Below are 18,507 nucleotides of genomic sequence, written 5' to 3'. Positions count from 1 at the left end.
GGAACTCGCTCCCGTCGAATCACTGGCCTCTTGGCCTCTCGCGCCAGAATCAATCAGGAAAGCGCCGAATGGCCCACCGGCGCCGAATTTGTATTCGCGGCGCGGGCGGTGGCCGCCCAGGTTATGCGAAGAAATATCGGCCTTCATTGGCGGCATGTTACTATTTACCAACAGCCCGCCTCACCAGGCGGATCCCGAGCGACGGGAAGGATAATTCGCCGTGTCCATGGCGAGCAGTTCGGCCCGTGCCGAGGAACCACGGGGCCGCCGGATTCGCCGGGATTTCCTGGCCAGCCGGCGGGATCTCCTGGAAGCAGCCGAAAGATTGCTCGCGAAGCAGGGCGGGCGTTTCAGCCTGATCGAGCTGGCGGCCGAGGCCGGCGTGTCGACAGCCACCGCCTACCGGCATTTCCCGGACGTCGACGCGGCCCTCGACGCCTACTACACGCAGCTCGTCGAGCGCCTGGTCACCCGCATGGAAGCTGTGCCGGCCGGGCCGGACGCGCTGCGCCGGTTCGTCGACGTGTGTGAGCTGTGGGTCCAGGAAGCCGTGGGCTGGGGCCCGGCCGTGGTACACGTCCGGTCCTACCGTGGCTTCCTGCAACGGCTGCGCACGGGCGACCCGGTGATCGCACGGCTGTTCGGCGCGCTCGCGCCGATGCTGGCCGCGCTGACCGACGCCGGGGGCATCCCTCCCACCTCCGCCGAATACGGGGTGCTCCTCTGGGTCACCGTGTTCGACGAGCGGGTGGTCGTCGACCTGCACGACAGCCTGGGCTGGCCGGCCGAGCGGATCGCGACGGAGCTGACCGGTAGTGTCCTGCGCGCCCTCGGCCGGCCGGCCGGGATCATCGGCTGAATCGGGATCCAGGCCGCCGGGCGGGGCCCGGCCGGCGGACCGCCCCGGCCGCCTGACCAGCCGCCCCGGTCCCGGCCGCCGTGCCGCCTACCAGCCCGGCACCGCCCGCCCCGCGGCCGACGTGATCATCTCGCTGGTCAGCCCGTCGACGCCGGTCGCGCCCAGGAGCTTGACCGTCGTCGAGATCTCCTCGCGGAACAGCTCGAGCAGCCGTCCGACTCCCTCCTCACCGCCGGCGGCCAGCGCCATGGCCGCCGCCCGGCCGATGACCACGACATCCGCGCCGAGCGCCAGCGCCTTGACGACGTCCCCGCCCCGGCGGACCCCCGAGTCCAGCGCGACCGGCACCCGCCCGCCGAGCGCCGCCACGATCTCCGGGAGCTGGTCGAGCGCCGCCGGCACCGCGTCGAGCTGGCGGCCGCCGTGGTTGCTCACCAGTATCCCGGCGGCGCCGGCCCGCGCGGCCGCCACGGCGTCGGCGCCGGTGAGGATGCCCTTGGCGAGCCAGGGCAGCGGCGAGCCGGCCATCCGCCCGGCCAGCTCGTCCCAGGTCCAGATCGGCTCCCGGCGGACGAACAGCTGGCCGAGGGTGTCGGCCAGGTCGGCCGGGCCGGCGTGCGGGTAGTTGCCGCTGACCACGTCGACGTCGACGTCGACGTCGAACCGGTTGCGCATGTTGCGCTCCCGCCAGCCGGCGGTCGGGCAGTCCAGGGTGAGGCAGAGGGCGGAGAAGCCCAGGTCGGCGGCCCGCCGCAGCATCGCGGCGAAGTTCGCCGGGTTGCCCATCGGGTGCAGCTGGGCGATCCGGGCCGCGCCCGGGGCCGCCATCGTCACCTCCTCCCAGGAGTACGAGCCGGCCTCCGGGACGATCGAGGCCACCCCGGCCTTGGCGTTCGCCCGGGCGACGGCGAGGTGGCCGTCCCGGTGCAGCAGCCGGTCGGCGCCGAAAGGGCTCGTCATTACCGGCATCGACAGCTCGATGCCGAGGAAGCTCCTGGCCAGGTCCGGCTCGCCCGCGCCGGTCATCAGCCGGGGCAGCACCGACCAGCGCTCGAACGACGACAGGTTCGCCCGCAGCGTCTGCTCGCCGCCCGAGCCGCCGTCGAGAAAGTCCCAGACCGGCGGGGGCAGCGCGCGGCGGGCCGCCTCGTAGATCTCCCCGACCGTGGCGAACCGGTCGGACGAGGTGAAGGAGACGAACGGGTCCGTGCCCGGCTCGGCCTGCGTGGCCGCGGCCGGCGAGGCGCCGGACCGCGTGGCTCCGGCCGGGGCCGAGGCGTCAGCGGCTGTCACGGGTCACTCCACTCCTTTCTGATCAGCTGACGGGACCGTGGGCGGCCGCTCCTGGCGCGCCGCGCGTCCACAGGCCCCCGAAGATCCCCTGTTCCCGGGGGCACCGACGTCGGCGAGCCGGGTCAGCCGGCGAGCAGCTGGCGGTCCGACGGCGCGTCTCCGAGCCCGGAGATGATGTCGACCAGGCCGGCCGGCGTCAGCGCCGCCTTCCGCTGGCCGGCGACGTCGTAGACGACGCCGCCCCGGGCCATCACCAGCAGCCGGTCACCCACCTCGATCGCGTGCCGCATGCTGTGCGTGATCATCAGCGACGCGCAGCCCAGCCGCTGATGCGTCCGGACCGTGAGGTCGAGCACCCGGTCTCGGGTCCGGGGGTCCAACGCCGCCAGGTGCTCGTCGAGCAGCAGCAGCCGGGGCTGGCGCAGTCCGGCCATCAGCATGGTCACGCTCTGGCGCTGTCCGGCGGACAGGAGCGCGACCGGGTCCGCGAGGCGTCGTTCCAGGCCCAGGCCGAGCATGGCGAGGTCGTCGCGCATCGCCGCCCGCCGGCCGCGGGTGATGGCGGGCAGCAGCCGGCGCCGGCGCCCGCGGGCGCCGGCAAGCGCCAGGTTGTCGGCCAGGGAGAGTTCGGGCGCGGTGCCGGCGAGTGGGTCGTCGAACACCCTCGCGACCGCCGCGGCGCGGGCGTGGTCGGGCAGCCGGGTCACGTCCCGCCCGTCGAGCAGCACCCGGCCGCGGCTCGGCCGGTGCGCTCCGGCCACCACGCCCACCAGGCTGCTCTTGCCGGCGCCGTTGCTGCCGACGACGGTGACGAACTGACCGGCTGGGATTTCCAGGTCGACGTGGTCGAGCGCGACGACCTCGGTCGGGGTACCCGGGTTGTGCACCAGGCGGACGCCGTCCAGTCGCAGCATCAGCCCGCCTCCTTCGCCGTCGCCGAGGCCTCCAGGGCGCCACGGGGGTGGCGGGCGGCCGTGCCGACCCGGCCGAGCGACCGACCGAGCTCGGGCAGGTAGCGGTTGAGCGCGACCGCCGCGACCAGGGTGAGCGCGGTGATGCCGGCCAGGTCGGTCGCCTGCAGCCCGGCGCGCAGCGCGCCGACCAGGACCAGCCGGTACAGCAGTGTGCCGACGGCCACGGCGACGAGCACCCGGCCGACCCGGGACGCCCCGCCCGGCCGGGCAATCAGCTCGCCCAGCATCACCGCGCCGACGCCGGCCAGCAGCGTGCCGGTGCCGGTCGCGGAGTCGGCGAAGCCCTGGGACTGCACCGTCAGCGCGCCGGACAGCCCTGCGCTGGCGTTGGCCAACGCCAGGCACAGCGCGAGCGAGCGCCGGTCGTCGACGCCCTGGGCCCGGGCCATCCGGGCGTTGACCCCGGTGGCCCGCAGCGCCAGGCCGATCTCGGTCAGCAGCAGGTATCCGACCGCGGCCAGGAACACGCTGGCGAACGCGGCGAGGATGGCGATGGTGAGCCAGTCCCGGACGCCCGGAGCGAGGCCAGCCAGCCCGCTGAACAGGGTGCCGCCGTCGCCCAGGCTGATCGACGGCCGGCCCAGGACGCGCAGGTTCAGCGTCGTCATCCCGATGCTCATGACCAGACCGGCCAGGATGACCGGGATCCGCAGCGCCAGATGCAGCCCGGTGGTCACCAGCCCGGCCACGGCCGCCCCGGCCACGGCGGCCAGCATCGCCAGCGGCACACCGACGCCGTGGCCCAGCAGCAGGGCGGTGAGCGCGCCGCCGAGGGTGAAGCTGCCGTCGACGGTGAGGTCGAAGTCCTGGCGGATGCGGACCACCAGGTAGATGCCCATGACGACCGGCAGCAGCGGAAGGCCCGCGATCAGGGTGTCGGTGAGGAGGTACCGCATGGCTACCCCATCGCCGCGGGCGGGAGGGCCACGCCGAGCGTGCCCAGCGTCGAGCGGTTGACGCCCCATTCGAGCGCACCCGGCCGGCCGAACGGGGTGTCGGCCGGCTTGGCCCCGTCGAGGACCATCGAGGCGACGCCGGCCGACGCGGCGCCGAGATCGGCGTAGCTCGGGCCGAGGGTGGCGAGCACCCCGGTGGTCGCCGCGTCGCCCGAGGTCAGGTACAGCGGGATCTTGTTCGACAGGGCGACCGCGCCGACCGCGGCGACTCCCGAGGCCACGGCCGCATCGGGCCCGACGAGGATCGTGTCGGTCCGGCCGATGAGGGAGCGGGCGGCGCTCTGCACGTCGCCGGCGCCGGCCACGGTCGCCTCGACCAGTGACATCCCGGGCCGCGCCTTGGTCGCCGCCCGCAGCTGGGCCACCCAGACCTGGCTGTTCTCGTTCGACGGGTCGTAGATCGTTCCGATCCGCCGGGGCTGTGGGGTCACCTTGGCCAGTTCGTCGAGCAGCTTGGCCGGATCGACGAAGTCGATGGTGCCGGTGACGTTGTGCCCCGGGTGGTCGAGGCTGTCCGCGACCTTGCCGCCCACCGGGTCGCCCATCGCGAGCGCGATGATCGGATGGGTCTTGTCCTGCTGGGCCATGGCGATGACGGCCGGGGTACCGATCACCGCGATCAGCGAGGCGTCGGACCGGGCCAGGTTGCGGGCGATGCTCTGGATCAGCGACGGATCGCCGTTCGCGTTGGTGACGTCGAAGCTGACCGGCCGGCCGGCGAGCCTCGCCGCGAGCTCCTTCTTGAACGCCGTCTCCAGCGTGGTGACGACGTCGGCCTGAGCGACCTCGAAGATGCTGACCTTGACCGCCGCCGAGCCCGGGGCCGACGGGCTCTCCGGTCCGGGCGAGCTTCCGCAGCCCGCGGCGGCGCTCACGCCGATCATGCCGATCACGCCGAGAAGCGCGCCCGCCGCCCAGCGGCGGCGCGACGTTCTGATCTTCATCCCACCTCCAGATCTGAGAAGTTCTTCTCAAGTCAGAGTCGGAGCGCTATGTTTCTCGGGAATGAAGATCTATGAGCGCTTGCGTAACGACTCGCTCACATAGGGTGCCTATATCTCGGGCCTACTACCTCGTCGCCCACCGATAGCTTCTCCCCCATTACGCAATGGGCGGGGGGATCATTGCCAACCCCGGCAAGGTTGACCTCGTTCCGCCGCCTGGCATGATCACGATTTCTGCCCTCTGCGGGTCATATCCGCAGCCCCTTCGCGACCACCAGAGGGCGCAAACGGCGATCACGCCAACGGGCCACGCGGCCGCGGCAATGGACGCGGCCACAGTCGCCGGCCCGACAGTGTCAGTCGCCAGTCGCCAGTCGGCCGACGGCACCGGCGGCGGGTGGTCACCGACGGTCGACACGTCGTCACCCGGCCGCCACGACCTCTCCCCCAGTGACGCGCCGCACTGGAACGCTCCTCGGGAAACGATCCGGCGGGCCGTGGCAACCGGATGGCCGCCCAAAGGGTTAACGCGGCGAAAGCGGGGAACCCGAGGATCATCGTCGCCGACGGCCGGCGCGGTGTTCCTCTCGGAGCACATCCTTGTATGTTCTGGAGCGCTGACATGGGCCTGCGCTATACCCGCCGCCCCCACTACGGTCCTTTTCACGTGAACGTGAGCGAGAACGGGGTGTCATCGGTCACGCTCAAACTCGGACGTGTCTCCTGGCGGGTCTGGTCGAAGAACCGCCGGCGCGGCCTGTCCAGCGTCGACCTTCCCGGCCCGTTCTCCTACCGGCGCGAAAGCTCCCGCCGATAACGATCATCACCGCCGGCCGGTGGGCGTGGCCCGTAACCCAGGGCACGCCCGCCCGCCGGCCGGCGCTCGTAACCGGCCCCGCGCCGTCCTCCCGGGGAGAGAAAAACACGCCGGCCGCTCTCCGTATCAGGCGTGACGGGGCCGCGGCCGCCCGCTGGCGAGTTCTTCGATCTGGGCACGGATGAAGGCGTCGACGGCCTCGTAGTCGGCGGCGATACCCAGATCGACGTCGATTGTCATGATCTGGGTCATGCCTATCATCGCCACCTGCGCGACCAGTGGCGGGCACCGTTCAGGTGGAACTCCGAGGTCGGTGAGCGCGACCGTGAACGCGTCGAGCTGGAGCTGGCGATAACGCTGGTAGTAGTCGATGATCGCGGACCGGATCGCCTTGCGGTGGTTGGCCAGAGCCATGAACTCCATGTTGAACCTGGAGTTCGTCACGCCGGTGTCGCGCAGCTCCCAGAGCTGCCGCAGTGTCGGCCGGGAACCGAGCACCTCCCGCAGGAGCTCCAGGCCCACGTCCGCGCGCCGCCGGAACACCTGCAGAAACAGGTCGTCCATCGTCTGGAAGTAGTAATGCACCAACTGGGGTGTGAGGCCAGCCCGCGCGCCGACCCGGCGCGAGGTGACGGACGCGTAACCTTCCTCCAGCAGCAACCGCTCCGCGGCGTCGAGCAGCTGCTCACGCCTCCCCGACTCCGCTGAAGCAGTCCGACCCTGGCTTACCATCTGTCCTTCATATCGCGGTGCGACGGCTAGTTCCGCACGGTTCACACCGTGTCGTGCCGGTCAGATTATCAGCACCCGTCGATCACCATGGTGACCGGAACGGCCGGGACGGAGGCCCCGGGCACCGCTGGTGAGGACGGCGATCCGGCTCATCGGGCGCCGCCCTCGACGGGGGTGAACTCCAGGTGGAGCTCGGTCAGGCCGCGCAGTATCCAGGTCGGCTCGTACTTGAAGCGCCGCGCCTCGGCCGGGCCGTGGTGCTCCTCGGACAGCCGGATGTCTCGGGTGCGGGCGAGGATGCGTTCGAGGCTGATGCGGCCTTCGACGCGGGCCAGCGGGCCGCCGGGGCAGGAGTGGACTCCCCTGCCGAATGCGATGTGCTGGCGGACGTTCTTACGGTCGACTCGGAACTCGGCCGGGCATTCGAACTGCCGGGGATCGCGGTTGGCGGCGCCGTTGAGCAGCATGACCGGCGTCCCCGCCGCCACATCGACGCCGCCGATGGTCGTGGCGCGCCGGGCGAGGCGGAAGTCGGTCTTCACCGGGCTCTCGATGCGCAGCGTCTCCTCGATGAGGTCCGGGATGAGCTCCGGGTGCTCCCGAAGCTCGTCCTGGACGTCGGGGTGCTCGGCCAGGTATTTCAGCACCGCCCCGAGCAGCCGCGCGGTGGTCTCCTGCCCGGCGGCGAACAGGAACGTGGCGGCCCGGACGACCGCGGTCACCTCTGGGACGCTCCCGTCCGGGTAGGTCGCCGCCGCCATCTGCGTCAACACGTCGCCCCGCGGGTCGCGCCGCCGGTCCTTGATGTACTCGGCGAACCAGCTGTCCAGCCACCCGAGCGCGTTCAGCTCCCCGTCCCGCGAGCCGCCTGCGCCAACCTGCCCCGGGCTCGCGGACAGGCCAAAGCCCACCCGGAACCGCTCGTGGTCGGCCTCGGGCACGCCCAGCACGTCCGCCACCGTCAGCATCGCGAACGGCTGCGCGAACGCGCGGATGAACTCGCACCGACCGTCCGCGAGAAACTCGTCCAGTTGCAGGCCGGCGAGCCGCCAGATGAAACTCTCGTTCTCCTGCAGCCGTTTCGGCGTGAGCATCCGCATCACCAGCGCCCGCTCGCGGGTGTGCATCGGTGGGTCCATGGTGACCATGTGCTCGTTCATCGGGATCTGGTCCCGGTAACGGTCGATGATCTCACCGACGTCGTCGCCCTCAAGCGGCACCGGGAACGTCGCGAACGGACCGATCACCGAGTTGCACGACGAGAATGTGTCGACGTCGCGGTACACCTCGTGCGCCTCGTCATAACCCGTAACGGCCACCACGCCGAGGTGGGGCAGCGGGAGCACCGGGCACGCCGCGCGCAGGTCGTCGAAGTAGGAGTACGGGTCTTCGACAAGCGACTCGTCGTTGAAGAAGTCGATGGTGGTCCAGTCGGTCATCCCAGCCGCCTTCCAGGCTTCGGACACGCGATATCCAGGGGTCTTGGGCGGTCGCCAAAACTGCGATTGACGAATTTTTAGCACACGCCCAGCCCGGCCCGCAAGCAGCGCCCGGAATCACTACTCTCACCCCACGGCTCAGCCATGGACTCCGTCCCCCCGAGCCAGCCCGCGCGAGATGGACCGATGGAAGACCCAGGTCAGCGCGCGGAGGTGGTGAACGACCACCCGACCGCGCCGACGCGCATCGGGCCGCCCCGGGCCAGCGGCGAGCGCCGCGCCGGCCCTATCCATGGCACCGGGTGCAGCAACATGCGGCCGCGTGCGAAGATCTGGCGCAGCCGGCGATGAGGCCGGCGCCACCGACTCGCCATGACTCCCGCCCACCGCGGCCGCCGTCGCTTCCACCCGGCCGAACGGGAATGCGATCGCGGTTCGCAACGGTCGGGCTTGCCGACCCGGTGGACATGTGTTAGACACCGGGCGAGCAAATTGGGCGACCGCCCAAGATGGCGTTGGCTGAGGCCGTCATGGTCGGGCCTCAGAGTCAACAGCGCGGCGGTCCGACGTTTCTAAACCGAGTACCAACGCCGTCCCCCTCGCGGCAGAGGAGAAGATTCATGACGATGGCCGGACCTCCCCTGCGGATCGTGCAATGGACGACGGGAAAGGTGGCTCGCGAGGCCGTCAAGGCGATCGTCGAACGCCCGGACCTCGAGCTCGTCGGTGTCTATGCCTTCAGCAAGGAGAAGGTCGGCCAGGACGTCGGTGACCTCACAGAACTCGGACGTACCCTCGGTGTCGCCGCCACCGACGACATCGAGGCCATCATCGCCTTACAGCCCGACTGTGTCGTCTACATGCCGTTGCACCCGGACGTGGATCATCTGACCCGTCTGCTCGGTGCCGGCGTCAACGTCGTCTCCACCGCCGGATTCATCACCGGCCGTGCCTACGGGCCCGAGACGCGCGCCGCGCTGCAGAAGGCCGCCCTCGCCGGCAACGCGAGCCTCTTCGGCAGCGGCATCAACCCCGGCTTCGCCGAGTACATCGCCACGGTGGCCTCGGGACCGTGCCGGGAGGTCAACTACGTCCGGGTCACCGAGTCGTTCAACATCGGGCTCTGGGCCGCGGACGCGAACCAGGACGAGCTCGGCTGGGGCAGCCCGGCCGGCGAGCCCGGCCACGCCGACGACATCGAGAAGGCGACGGCGGTGTTCGGCGACGCGGTCGAGTCGATCGCCGCCCATCTCGGCCTGCCGCTCGACGACATCCGCTGCGAGGTCCAGTTCGCCCACGCGGCCAGCGACGCCGACGTCCCCGGCCGGGCCGTGAAGCGCGGCAGCGTCGCCGGTATCGACGTCCGCTGGATCGGCTCCGACGCCGGCGTCGACGTCGTCGAGGCGCAGGTCCGCTGGACGGTCGCGGCCGACCTCGAACCGGCGTGGGACATCGCGATGGCGTACCTCATCGAGGTGCGCGGCACACCGCAGATCAACCTGCGCGTCGACGTCCTGCCGGCAGACATCTCCACCTTCACGCTCGAGGACGCGTCCGCGATGGGCTCGATGATCACCGCCATGCCGGTCGTCAACGCCATCCCCGCCGTCGTGGCCGCCCCGTCGGGCATCGTCACCTACGCCGATCTGCCGCCGGTCACCTCGCGGCTGAAGGCGAAGCGCTGACGGGAGCGGAAGCGGGCCGCCGAGAAGGGTGAGCCCGCGGCGGGAGTGCCCACGCTGTCGTGAGCACTCTCATTCGAGATTCGAGCAGCGTCGGCACACCGAATCGAGGCGACGATGAACGACAGCGACCCGGGGACGCCAGGCGAGTTACCCAGCCCCCGACGAGCCCGGCCACGTCACGGACGCCCGGGCCCGCCGGCTGCCGCGGGCGGCCCAGAGGGCAGCGAAGACCGGGGCGGGCCTCGGCATCGCCGGCCACGGCGCACGGCGCTGGCCGCCGCCGCGATGGTCACGGCGCTGGCCGCCGGCTGCGCGGTGGCCGGCGGCGGCGCGGGCGGCAGCGCCCGCGCGGCCTGCGACACGCCCGGATACAGCGACGACGAGATCCGGCTGGGCTTCGTCTATCCCGACAGCGGCGCGGTCGCCAGTTCGCTCGCCGCGTCCATGAGCGGCTTCCTCGCGCGGATCGGGCAGGCGAACGCGGCCGGCGGGATACACGGCCGCAAGCTGGTCTACTCCTGGCGCGACGACGTCAGCGCGAGCGGCCAGAACCTGGAGGCCGTGCGCGATCTCGTCGAGAAGCAGGACGTCTTCGGGCTCGTCGAGGCATCCGTGAGCGCCTTCGGCGGCGCGGACTACCTCCGCGCACGCGGCATCCCGGTGGCGGGGATAGCGGCTGAGGCATTCTGGGCGGACCCTCGCTACCGCAACATGTTCGCCTACACGTACCTGTTCACGGACGGCCCGTCCGTCTCCACCTTCGGCGACTACGCGAAGACCCAGGGCGGTACCCGGGCGGCCGTGATCCAGAGCGACGTCACGTCGACCGGAAACGACATCGGGTCGCGGATGAGTGTCAGCCTGGCGGCCGCGGGCATCCCGACTGTGCCCGGCCGCTTCGTCTACAACCCGAGCGTCACCAGCCCCATGCAGCTGGGCCAGCAGCTGCGCGCCGCCCAGGCCGACGTGGTGATCGCCGTACTCGCCGGCAGCAACCTGGCCGAGGTCATGCGCGGTATCCGGGAGGCCGGCGCGCCGGTGAAGGTCGTGCTCGCGCCCAGCGGCTATGACAAGGCGCTCATCGACCAGTATGGCCAGACGCTCGGCGGGCTGAGCGCGGCGGTCACCTACGTTCCCGCCGAGATCGGCGGCCCGGCCCACCAGACCTATCTGGACGCGATGGCCGAGTACGCCCCCGAGCTGCGGCCTCCGGACCAGGAGCTCGCCTTCGTCACCTACATCATCACCGACCTGTTCCTCTCCGGCCTGGATAAGGCCGGCCCCTGCCCGACCCGCGCCCAGTTCATCGACACCCTGCGCGCCAGCAAGTTCGACGCCAGCGGGCTGCTGCCCGGCCCCGTCGACATGACGAAGGACTTCGGTCAGATGGCCCTCTGCTACACCTTCATGCGGGTCAACCCCGCCGGCACGGGCTACGACGTCGTCCCCGACCCGAACGCCGACCCCGCCAACCGCGACCGCTGGTGCGGCCACCGGCTGGAGCACTAGTGATCCTGGGGACAACGGCCGCCGGATGTGCGAAGGAAGATCATTTTCGCACATCCTTTGGCCCTCTAGGCGGTCGCGTCGTTCCACGCGGCGACCGCCGCCACCGCAGCGCCGCCCACCCCGCGGGTCGGCGGGTGCCCGGGCCGAGGACGCACGATTTGTGATCCACCACGTGGTGCGCCCGAGCGCCTACTTTACGTTTAGGTCTGAGTGACACAGAGTCGCTCCATGCGCTGTACGAGAAGCTCACGCGCCACGACCGGCATGATCATCGCACTCGTCCCGCTGGCGCTCGCCGCCTGCGGCTCCTCGACGAGCCCGCCAGCCGCCGCCGCGCAGACCTCGCTCTCCCCCGCGGCCTCCACCCCGGGCGCGACGTCCACGCCGTCGCCCCTGCCCGCCCTGTCGGCTCCGCCTACGGTCGTGCTCGACGAGTTCACCCGGTACGGCCCGGGCGCCAAGGCCGTCACCTACGACCCGACGCGCGTCCCGGTCGACTCGGATGTCGCCGTCGTGCTGGTGCAGACCACCGGCCAGACCCTCACCCTGCTCACGGTCCGCGGCCTGCCCGCGAACCAGCACTTCGGCGCGCACGTGCACGCCAACGCGTGCGGCGAGAACCCAGAGGCGGCCGGCCCGCACTACCAGAACAAGGTCGACCCCAAGCAGCCGTCGGTGAACCCGGACTACGCCAATCCAAGCAACGAGATCTGGCTGGACTTCACCACGGACGCGACCGGCTCGGCCCATGTGGAGTCCACCGTCCCCTGGACCTTCAGCGACCGGCCGCACAAGTCGATCGTGATCCACGCGCAGCACACCGCCACCGACCCGGGCCACGCGGGCACCGCCGGCGCACGGCTCGCCTGCGTGAACCTCTAGCCGGCACCGCTGGTCCGGTGGCGTCGTCAGTCGGCTTCGGCCGGGTCGCGGTCGCGTCGGTGACAGCCGACGCGACCGCGGCCCGGCCGCCCGCCCGTATGACCAGCTTGATCGACAACCGGTCCCGTTTGCGTCGGGTTACTCGCCGGCACATGCTTACCGCACATGGACTATCGCGTACTCGGTCGCACCGGCGTGCGGGTCTCCCCGCTCTGCCTGGGCGCGATGATGTTCGGGGCCTGGGGCAACCAGGACCACGACGACTCGATAAAGATCATTAACCGGGCGCTGGACGCCGGCATCAACTTCATCGACACGGCGGACGTCTACTCCGCCGGCGAGTCGGAGGAGATCGTCGGCAAGGCGCTGGCCGGCCGCCGCGACGACGTCGTGCTCGCGACCAAGCTGTACATGCCGATGGGGCCCGGGCCCAACCAGCGCGGCCTCTCCCGCCGCTGGATCGTCGCCGAGGTGGAGAACAGCCTGCGGCGCCTCGGCACCGACTGGATCGACCTCTACCAGGTGCACCGGCCCGACCCGTCGACCGAGATCGACGAGACGCTCGGCGCGCTCACCGACCTCGTCCGCGCCGGCAAGATCCGCTACTTCGGCAGCTCGACGTTCCCGGCGCACGAGGTGGTCGAGGCGCAGTGGGTGGCCGAGCGCCGAGGCCGCGAGCGGTTCGTCACCGAGCAGCCGCCGTACTCGCTGCTCGTCCGCGGCATCGAGGCCGACCTGCTGCCGGTGGCCCAGAAGTACGGGCTCGGCGTGCTGCCGTGGAGCCCGCTCGCCGGCGGCTTCCTGTCCGGCCGCTACACCCGCGACGGCGGCGAGGTCACGAGCACCCGGGCGTCCCGGGTCCCGAACAGGTTCGACCTGTCCGTGCCCGAGAACCGGCGCAAGGTCGACGCCGCCATCGCGTTCGGCGACCTCGCCGCCGAGGTGGGCATCACGCTCATCGAGCTGGCCCTGGCGTTCGTGCTGCGCCATCCGGCGGTGACCTCGGCGATCATCGGCCCGCGCACGATGGACCATCTGGAAAGCCAGCTCACCGGAGCCGACATCACCCTGGACGAGGCGGCCCTGGACCGGATCGACGAGATCGTCCCGCCGGGCGTCACCATCAACCCGGAGGACGCCGGGTGGATCCCGCCGGCCCTCACCAAGCCGGCTCTCCGTCGCCGCTGACGTCACGGCTGGTCGCGGATCGGGCGATGGCGTGGGCCGGGCCGGGCACCCTCGGCCCGGCCCACGCCATCCCGGCCGTCGCGCGCGACGCACTCCCCATGCTCGAAGTCGATGTCGACATCGACGGTCGTCACCGTCTATCGTGGGCACGCCCAGCCCGCGTTCTCGGCTTCGCCGGCAGGACCCGAGCCCGGCCGCGGCGGGCCCACGGCCGTGACCGCGGGCGACGCGCGGTCCGTGCGTCAGCGCCGTCGTCGCCTTCGGAGGAAGAAGACCACGTGGACCTCGCTGTCACCCAGGAGCAGGCCGAGCTGCGCCGGACCGTGCGCGACTTCCTCGACAAGACGTCGCCGGAGACGGAGGTCCGCCGGCTCATGGAGACGGCGGACGGCTACGACCCCGACACCTGGCGGCGGCTGGCCGGTGAGCTCGGCGTCGCCGGCCTGACGCTGCCGGAGGAACACGGCGGCGCCGGCTACGGGTTCGTCGAGCTCGGCATCGTGCTCGAGGAGGCCGGACGCTCCCTGCTGTGCGCGCCGCTGCTGTCGACCGTCGTCCTGGCCGCCTCGACGCTGCTCGCGCTGGACGACGAGCAGGCCCGCGCCGACTACCTCCCCGGCATCGCCGCCGGGACGACCATCGCCACGCTCGCGCTCACCGAGGCCGCCGGCCGCTGGGACGGCCCCGACGCCGTCACCACCACGGCCGCCCGCGGCGCGCACGGCTGGACCGTCACCGGGACGAAGGCGCATGTGCTCGACGGGCACCTCGCGGCGTTGCTGCTCGTCGCCGCCCGCACCGACGCCGGGACCAGCGTGTTCGCCGTCGACGGCGACGCCCCGGGCGTGCACCGGCAGCCGCGGGCCACGCTCGACCAGACCCGCCGGCAGGCCGACCTCACCTTCACCGCCGCCCCGGCCCGGCTGCTCGGCGACGAGGGCGCGGCCTGGCCGGCGCTGGCGCGCGTGCTCGACCTGGCCGCGGTCGCCGTCGCCACCGAGCAGGTCGGTGGCGCGGCACGGGTCCTCGACATGGCCGTCGGCTACGCGAAGAGCAGGGTCCAGTTCGGCCGGCCGATCGGCTCGTTCCAGGCCGTCAAACACAAGCTGGCGAACATCCATCTCGACGTCGAGACGGCGCGCTCGGCCGCCCGCTACGGGCTGTGGGCCGCGGCCGGCAGCCCGCCCGACCTGCCACTGGCGGCGAGCCTGGCCAAGGCCTGCTGCGGGGACGCCTACGTCACGGCGGCCACCGAGAACATCCAGGTACACGGCGGCATCGGCTTCACCTGGGAGCACCCCGCGCACCTCTACCTGAAGCGGGCGCACAGCTCGCGGCAGCTCTTCGGCAACGCCGCGGACCACCGGCAGCGCCTGGCCCGGCAGGTGCTCGCCGAGCAGCCCGAGTGACCCTGAGCAATCTGAGTGGCATCGAGCGGCCCGAGTCGCGTCGAGCGGCCGAGCAAGAGCGAAGGTCCCGAATGACGGTGGAAAGTCCGAGTGGCCCGGGCATCCGGCTACGAACGCGCGTGGAGGCGAAGACCTGATGCCGACCTCAGCCGTACCGGCACCCGAGGGTGCCGTCGAAGGGCGCGCCGAGTTCCAGGACCGGGTCCGTGCCTGGTTCGCCGCCAACGCGCCGCGTAAGGGATCGCCGGAGGACTTCTCCGCCGTCCATGTCGTCAGCGCGCGGACGGCCGAGGAGTACCGCCGGCAGGAGCAGCGCGCGATCGACGTGACCCGCGCCTGGCAGCGAAGGCTCTTCGACGCGGGCCTGGCCGGCCGGTCCTGGCCGGCCGAGTGCGGCGGCCGCGGCGCGCCGGCCTGGCAGGACGAGGTCGTCGCCGCGGAGCAGGCCAGGTGGGGCGTGTCGACGAAGATGTTCGCCGTCGGGCTGGAGATGGTCCCGGCGGTGCTGTTCGCCCACGGCACCCCCGAACAGCGGGCCACCTACCTCCCGCCCGTCCTGCGGGGCGAGCACAGCTGGTGCCAGCTGCTCTCCGAGCCGGGCGCAGGCTCCGACCTCGCCAGCGTCCAGACGAAGGCGACGCCGCGGGACGACGGCGGCTGGTCGGTCACCGGCCAGAAGGTGTGGACGTCCAACGCCGGCTGCAGCGAGTACGCCCTGCTCATCGCCCGCACCGGCCGCCGGGAGGACGGCCGCGCCGGCCTGTCCTGCTTCGTGCTTGAGCTCGCGAAGCTCGGCGTCGACATCCGCCCGCTGCGCCAGATGTCCGGCGGCTACCACTTCAACGAGGTCTTCCTCGACGAGGTGGCCGTCCCCGCGGCGGGGCTGATCGGCGGCCTGGGCGACGGGTGGGCAGTGCTGCGCACGATGCTCGCGAGCGAGCGGGCCGCGATAGGCGGCGGCACCAGCGCCCGCTCCGCCACCCAGCTCGTCGCGCTCGCCCAGCGGCTCGGCCGCGCCGACGACCCCGCCGTGCGGGACCTGCTGGCCCAGGCGGTCATCCGGGAGCGGACGCTTGACCTGCTGCGGGCCAGGATCGCGGCCGGCCACCATGTGCCGGCCGGCGGGCCGACGACGAAGCTGCTCTACTCCGAGCACGCCAGGCTCAGCGCCGACGCCGCGACCACCATCCTCGGAATGGCGGCGACGACCGTCGACGACCCGGTCGCGGCGCCGTGGATCGAGCGGCTGCTGTTCGCCCCCGGGCTGCGCCTCGGCGGCGGCACGGACGAGATCCAGCGCAACGCGATCGCCGAGCGGGGGCTCGGCCTCCCCCGCTGAGCCGCCCGTCGGGCCTGACCGGGAACACCCGCCCCGCGCACCCGGCCGGGTGCGCGGCGACTCGCGCCGGGCCTGGGCCTGGTGGTGACCATCCAGTTCCCCATGCGGGTGGGGCAAAGCCCATGGACCGGATGGAACGTGATAATCCCGTTCGTCCTGCCGGCGATTGGCCCGGACGGGAGGAGCCAGCCTCGGCGGGGAGATCCAGGGCGGCGCCGACAACAGGATGGACACGAGAACCGCTCCGGTATACTCGGCATTTATGTCAGGGCTTCCTGCTCGTCCGGACGTGCGCAAGGACGCACGCGGCATCCACACGCGGGATCTGCTTCTCCGGACGGCGGAGCGGCTTTTCGCGAGTCAGGGAATCGCTCGCACCTCGACCCGGCAGATCACGGCCGAGGCCGGCATCAGCCGGGACGCAATCCACTATCATTTCGGCTCCAAGGCGACCCTGGTGCTCGCGATTGTCGACGCCCGCACCGAGGAGCTCCGCGCCGAAATCGAGCGGCTGTTCGCCGTGAACGTCCCGGACCGGGACATCACCATTCGCGACATCGCCCATGCCATGGTGGTCGCCGCGACCGAGATGGCCGAACACGAGACCGGCCGGTACTACCATCCCTTCCTGGTCGCCCTGATGAACGATCCGGAGTTCCGGCACCTTGTGAACTCGAGGTCCTCGCCACAAAGCGAGGCCGTCGTGGCGCTGCTCACCCCGCTCACCCCGGGTGTCGGTGAGGCGGAACGCGTCTACCGGGTGGCGTGCGCGCTGGTGCTGGTCCTGTTCGGCACCGGGAACGGCGGTGTCGCCGAATGGGTGAGCTCCCAGGTCGAGACCACCCAGGGACATCTGCTGATAATGCTGACCGACACCGTCACGAACGTGTTGGCCGGCGGCGTCCCGACCACGGCCACGGCGGGCGCGTCCGGGCGGGGAGGCGCGCCTCGCGGCCGCGAGGCGGCCGTCGTCGGCCCGGTCATGGACCGCTCCGCGAAGTAGGGTCGGCCGTTCTCCGGCGGGCGAGACGACCGGCCCCGCGCGACGGCCGGCCGAACCGGTCACCGCCGAAACGGCGACCGGCTCGGCCCTCGATCGGCTACCGGCTCAGTTCCCGATCGGTGAGACTCCGACCGACGTGAACCCGGCCGGCTCGCCCTTGTCGTTCAGCGTCGCGACCAGCCCGCCCCGGACACACACCCCGGGCTGGTCGGGAATCGCCTTGCCGTTGCACCGGAAACGCAGGCCTTCCGCACCCGGCAGGTCCTTCTCCGGCATCGCCTTGATGGCGGCGGTGATCGACGCGGGCGTGACATCACCGGTGAGTCCCTCGACCGCCGCGCCAAAGGCGGCGACCACGGTGAACATGCTCATCGTGCCGGGCCGGTTGACGTCGATGTCGTGGCCATAGGTCTTGACGACGGCGTTCAGCAGGCGGGTCGACGGGTTGTCCGTGCCGACGGGCGCGGTCGCGGAGACTCGCAGGCCCTTGAGGGAGCTGGCCGGCACCGCCTTGCGCGTCGCATCGGTGATGCACAGTGCCAGGGCGACGACCGGGCCGGTGTACCCGACCGCGCGCAGGCCGTTGAGCGCGCTGATGCAGAAGGCGTCGCCGCCGATGATCGACACGACACCCGGGTCGCCGGTCGCGATGTCCCGCAGCTGCGGCGTCATGTCGGCCGTGCCCGGCGGGACCGCGACGACGTGGAGGTCGATTCCCTTCTCCTTGAACTTCGACGGCGCGACCGACCTGTAGAAGTCCGAGACGACGGGCACGTCGATCACGACCGCGGTCACCTTCTTGAGGCCCTTGTCCTTCGCCTGCTGGATCGGCAGGTCGATCTGACCGAAGAACGGGTCGGTCAGCTCGAAGGTCGACTGGGTGTCCGCCAGCGCCGCGGAGGCGGAGGTGTTCGCGAACATCAGCGGGATCTTCGCCTGGTGCAGCGGTGTCCAGATGCTCTCCCCGACCGAGGACGAGCCGACGACGACGGCCACGACGTTCTGCTCGACCATCCGGTTGGCGCAGTCGGTGCCCTTGCCGGGATCCGCCAGGGCATCGCATTTCACCAGCTCGATCGGCCGGCCGGCGATACCGGAACGGTGCTCGTTGAGCCACTTGATGGTGGCGTCGGCGACGCGCCCCTCGTAGGACAGGTCCGAGACCGGGCCCTTGCCGTCCGAGATCATGCCGATCCGGACCGGGGTGCCCTTCGCCACGGCGGCCGGACCGAGCACGTCGGCGGCGGCCGCGGCGGCGGCCGTCGAGGCCGCGACGCCGGCGCCGTCGTCGCCACCGCCACCGCCACCGCCACCGCAGCCGGTGATGAGGAACAGGCTCGCGGCCAGGGCCGCCGCGGCGGCTAACGTCATCCCGGCTGGGCGTCTGCCCGCTCGTCGGCGGCCCGCGGGATGACGCGAGATCCCAATATCTCTCATGGTTCTTCTCCTCTTGTCACGGTGGTGAATGCCGGCATTGG

Annotated in this window: 17 protein-coding genes; 9 read left to right on the top strand and 8 right to left on the bottom strand. The window is 71.7% G+C overall.

What is annotated here, in order from left to right:
* The first annotated feature begins 226 nt into the window (after positions 1 to 226).
* Complete coding sequence (locus tag BCD48_RS30875; RefSeq protein WP_071051906.1) at positions 227 to 859, top strand: TetR/AcrR family transcriptional regulator; 633 nt, start codon at positions 227 to 229, stop codon at positions 857 to 859.
* A gap of 87 nt (positions 860 to 946) precedes the next feature.
* On the opposite strand, the gene BCD48_RS30870 is transcribed toward BCD48_RS30875, so the two are convergent.
* The 4 genes from BCD48_RS30870 to BCD48_RS30855 form a co-directional block, all read right to left on the bottom strand.
* A complete protein-coding gene (locus BCD48_RS30870) occupies positions 947 to 2,152 on the bottom strand; it encodes an alpha-hydroxy acid oxidase (protein ID WP_071051905.1) in 1,206 nt (401 codons plus the stop codon).
* A 122-nt stretch (positions 2,153 to 2,274) separates the two neighbouring features.
* Positions 2,275 to 3,066 carry an ABC transporter ATP-binding protein gene (locus BCD48_RS30865; protein WP_071051904.1) on the bottom strand — a complete coding sequence of 264 codons (792 nt, stop codon included), beginning with the start codon at positions 3,064 to 3,066 and terminating at the stop codon, positions 2,275 to 2,277.
* Positions 3,066 to 4,022 carry an ABC transporter permease subunit gene (locus BCD48_RS30860; RefSeq protein ID WP_071051903.1) on the bottom strand — a complete coding sequence of 319 codons (957 nt, stop codon included), beginning with the start codon at positions 4,020 to 4,022 and terminating at the stop codon, positions 3,066 to 3,068. The genes BCD48_RS30865 and BCD48_RS30860 overlap by 1 nt, the downstream gene beginning before the upstream one ends.
* Positions 4,023 to 4,024: 2 nt before the next feature.
* On the bottom strand, positions 4,025 to 5,026 hold the full coding sequence (locus tag BCD48_RS30855) for an ABC transporter substrate-binding protein (RefSeq protein WP_071051902.1): 1,002 nt from the start codon (positions 5,024 to 5,026) through the stop codon (positions 4,025 to 4,027).
* Positions 5,027 to 5,648: 622 nt separating this feature from the next.
* Here BCD48_RS30855 and BCD48_RS30850 point away from each other — a divergent pair.
* Complete coding sequence (locus BCD48_RS30850) at positions 5,649 to 5,843, top strand: DUF4236 domain-containing protein (protein ID WP_071051901.1); 195 nt, start codon at positions 5,649 to 5,651, stop codon at positions 5,841 to 5,843.
* 126 nt (positions 5,844 to 5,969) lie between these two features.
* On the opposite strand, the gene BCD48_RS30845 is transcribed toward BCD48_RS30850, so the two are convergent.
* Both BCD48_RS30845 and BCD48_RS30840 read right to left on the bottom strand, forming a co-directional pair.
* On the bottom strand, positions 5,970 to 6,575 hold the full coding sequence (locus BCD48_RS30845; RefSeq protein ID WP_071051900.1) for a TetR/AcrR family transcriptional regulator: 606 nt from the start codon (positions 6,573 to 6,575) through the stop codon (positions 5,970 to 5,972).
* Between the two features lie 149 nt (positions 6,576 to 6,724).
* Positions 6,725 to 8,014, bottom strand: coding sequence for a cytochrome P450 (locus tag BCD48_RS30840; RefSeq protein WP_071051899.1), 1,290 nt, complete (start codon positions 8,012 to 8,014; stop codon positions 6,725 to 6,727).
* 620 nt (positions 8,015 to 8,634) lie between these two features.
* Between BCD48_RS30840 and BCD48_RS30835 the strand changes: the two genes are divergently transcribed.
* The 4 genes from BCD48_RS30835 (at position 8,635) to BCD48_RS30820 (ending at position 13,278) form a co-directional block, all read left to right on the top strand.
* Positions 8,635 to 9,699, top strand: coding sequence for an NAD(P)H-dependent amine dehydrogenase family protein (locus BCD48_RS30835; protein ID WP_071051898.1), 1,065 nt, complete (start codon positions 8,635 to 8,637; stop codon positions 9,697 to 9,699).
* A gap of 114 nt (positions 9,700 to 9,813) precedes the next feature.
* Positions 9,814 to 11,208, top strand: coding sequence for an ABC transporter substrate-binding protein (locus tag BCD48_RS30830; protein ID WP_083419457.1), 1,395 nt, complete (start codon positions 9,814 to 9,816; stop codon positions 11,206 to 11,208).
* Positions 11,209 to 11,472: 264 nt separating this feature from the next.
* A complete protein-coding gene (locus tag BCD48_RS30825; protein WP_083419456.1) occupies positions 11,473 to 12,090 on the top strand; it encodes a superoxide dismutase family protein in 618 nt (205 codons plus the stop codon).
* A 165-nt stretch (positions 12,091 to 12,255) separates the two neighbouring features.
* Complete coding sequence (locus tag BCD48_RS30820) at positions 12,256 to 13,278, top strand: aldo/keto reductase (RefSeq protein ID WP_071051896.1); 1,023 nt, start codon at positions 12,256 to 12,258, stop codon at positions 13,276 to 13,278.
* A gap of 2 nt (positions 13,279 to 13,280) precedes the next feature.
* On the opposite strand, the gene BCD48_RS55080 is transcribed toward BCD48_RS30820, so the two are convergent.
* Positions 13,281 to 13,412, bottom strand: coding sequence for a hypothetical protein (locus BCD48_RS55080; protein WP_274536595.1), 132 nt, complete (start codon positions 13,410 to 13,412; stop codon positions 13,281 to 13,283).
* 144 nt (positions 13,413 to 13,556) lie between these two features.
* Here BCD48_RS55080 and BCD48_RS30815 point away from each other — a divergent pair, with 144 nt between their 5' ends.
* The 3 genes from BCD48_RS30815 (at position 13,557) to BCD48_RS30805 (ending at position 17,029) form a co-directional block, all read left to right on the top strand.
* Entirely contained in the window at positions 13,557 to 14,687 is a 1,131-nt protein-coding gene (locus BCD48_RS30815) for an acyl-CoA dehydrogenase family protein (RefSeq protein ID WP_071051895.1), read from the top strand.
* A gap of 136 nt (positions 14,688 to 14,823) precedes the next feature.
* A complete protein-coding gene (locus tag BCD48_RS30810) occupies positions 14,824 to 16,026 on the top strand; it encodes an acyl-CoA dehydrogenase family protein (RefSeq protein ID WP_071051894.1) in 1,203 nt (400 codons plus the stop codon).
* A gap of 289 nt (positions 16,027 to 16,315) precedes the next feature.
* Positions 16,316 to 17,029 (top strand): TetR/AcrR family transcriptional regulator, encoded by a 714-nt coding sequence (locus tag BCD48_RS30805; RefSeq protein ID WP_241842126.1) that lies wholly within the window; start codon positions 16,316 to 16,318, stop codon positions 17,027 to 17,029.
* A gap of 105 nt (positions 17,030 to 17,134) precedes the next feature.
* On the opposite strand, the gene BCD48_RS30800 is transcribed toward BCD48_RS30805, so the two are convergent.
* Complete coding sequence (locus BCD48_RS30800; protein WP_083419454.1) at positions 17,135 to 18,400, bottom strand: ABC transporter substrate-binding protein; 1,266 nt, start codon at positions 18,398 to 18,400, stop codon at positions 17,135 to 17,137.
* Positions 18,401 to 18,507 lie beyond the last annotated feature (107 nt).

Source organism: Pseudofrankia coriaricola, assembly GCF_001854805.1.
GTDB lineage: Bacteria > Actinomycetota > Actinomycetes > Frankiales > Frankiaceae > Pseudofrankia.
The sequence above is the reverse complement of the archived record's forward strand: the minus strand, read 5'-3'. Positions and strand labels throughout refer to the sequence as shown.

Coding starts and splice junctions, on each gene's coding strand:
- BCD48_RS30875 (WP_071051906.1), top strand. CDS start 227: ATGGCGAGCAGTTCGGCCCGTGCCGAGGAACCACGGGGCCGCCGGATT.
- BCD48_RS30865 (WP_071051904.1), bottom strand. CDS start 3,066: ATGCTGCGACTGGACGGCGTCCGCCTGGTGCACAACCCGGGTACCCCG.
- BCD48_RS30860 (WP_071051903.1), bottom strand. CDS start 4,022: ATGCGGTACCTCCTCACCGACACCCTGATCGCGGGCCTTCCGCTGCTG.
- BCD48_RS30855 (WP_071051902.1), bottom strand. CDS start 5,026: ATGAAGATCAGAACGTCGCGCCGCCGCTGGGCGGCGGGCGCGCTTCTC.
- BCD48_RS30850 (WP_071051901.1), top strand. CDS start 5,649: ATGGGCCTGCGCTATACCCGCCGCCCCCACTACGGTCCTTTTCACGTG.
- BCD48_RS30845 (WP_071051900.1), bottom strand. CDS start 6,575: ATGGTAAGCCAGGGTCGGACTGCTTCAGCGGAGTCGGGGAGGCGTGAG.
- BCD48_RS30840 (WP_071051899.1), bottom strand. CDS start 8,014: ATGACCGACTGGACCACCATCGACTTCTTCAACGACGAGTCGCTTGTC.
- BCD48_RS30835 (WP_071051898.1), top strand. CDS start 8,635: ATGACGATGGCCGGACCTCCCCTGCGGATCGTGCAATGGACGACGGGA.
- BCD48_RS30830 (WP_083419457.1), top strand. CDS start 9,814: ATGAACGACAGCGACCCGGGGACGCCAGGCGAGTTACCCAGCCCCCGA.
- BCD48_RS30825 (WP_083419456.1), top strand. CDS start 11,473: ATGATCATCGCACTCGTCCCGCTGGCGCTCGCCGCCTGCGGCTCCTCG.
- BCD48_RS30820 (WP_071051896.1), top strand. CDS start 12,256: ATGGACTATCGCGTACTCGGTCGCACCGGCGTGCGGGTCTCCCCGCTC.
- BCD48_RS30810 (WP_071051894.1), top strand. CDS start 14,824: ATGCCGACCTCAGCCGTACCGGCACCCGAGGGTGCCGTCGAAGGGCGC.
- BCD48_RS30800 (WP_083419454.1), bottom strand. CDS start 18,400: ATGACGTTAGCCGCCGCGGCGGCCCTGGCCGCGAGCCTGTTCCTCATC.